General features: G+C 47.7%; 1 protein-coding gene. It reads right to left on the bottom strand.

What is annotated here, in order from left to right; all coding sequences use genetic code 11:
* On the bottom strand, window positions 1-839 hold an 839-nt coding region (locus AB9F26_RS22115), incomplete at its 3' end, for an ABC transporter permease (protein ID WP_369769112.1).
* Window positions 840-1,064: the final 225 nt, after the last annotated feature.

Here is a 1,064-nt window from a genome sequence, read left to right as displayed (position 1 = left end):
ATTGCCACGATGCCCGCTTCCAAAGAACCGATAATCAGTATGCCAATAAACGTGCCGTACATGCTTCCGCGCCCACCGAAAACAGAGGTTCCTCCGATAAAGACGGCAGCTAGGGCAGGAAGCAAGAAACCCTCGCCCGTGGTTGGCCAAAAGTATGTAACCTCGGATAGTAGGAAAATGGCCGAGAGTGCGGACATCGCGCCTAACAATACATAGCTAGTCATTCGGACGCGATCCGAATGAATGCCCATCATTTTTGCGGAATCCTTATTGTCGCCAACAAATAGAACGTGGCTTCCAAATATGTGCCTTCGATAAACTGTGATCATCAGGATTGAGATGAGACAAAACCATACAAATTGCATGGGAATTTCGCCGCCAATGCGTCCTACCAAAATGGGGTGGAATGCTGATTCCCGCAGCTCTACCAAGGGAATGCCTTTGCCTTCAGCCAGGACATTTACCAAGCCGCGCAACAAAAACATTGTACCAATCGTCGCGACAATGGAGGGCACACCAATTCTGGTGATAATAAATCCGTTTAGGGCACCACACACCATTCCCGAACCGATGCTCGCTAGAATGCTGATCATTGCGCTGTCGGTTAGAGTAAAAACAGTAGCAAATACCCAAGCGGATACGCCCATAATGGACGGAAAAGAAAGGTCGATTTCCCCTAATGTGACGATGAATGTGACTCCTAGCGCGAGAAATCCCATGTAAGGTAAGGTCGACATGAAAGAGCGGTAAATGTCGAACTTCAGGTATACTTCTGGCGCGCCAATTACGTACATGCCCAGCAACAAAAAGAATATCACAGTGATCGCAACATCGATCATGTTTCGGGACATTAGTTCCTGAAGTCGGGATGGCTTTGTGGCTTGCGGACGGGTTGATGAGATCGGAAATGTCATATTTTTACTACGCGCTTTCAACTGAAGAAATTTGGCCGGTTTGGTGTAGATCCACCATCAATTCCACTAATTGCTCTCGCGAAATTTGGTCTTTTGAGAACTCAGCAGCGACTTGGCCTCGATCAAGCACTATGAAACGATCCGCAACAG

Origin of the sequence: Falsihalocynthiibacter sp. BN13B15, from assembly GCF_041205415.1 — a bacterium.
In the GTDB taxonomy this organism is placed as follows: domain Bacteria; phylum Pseudomonadota; class Alphaproteobacteria; order Rhodobacterales; family Rhodobacteraceae; genus Falsihalocynthiibacter; species Falsihalocynthiibacter arcticus.
Note: the sequence above shows the minus strand (reverse complement) of the source record. Positions and strands in the feature narration are given on the sequence as shown.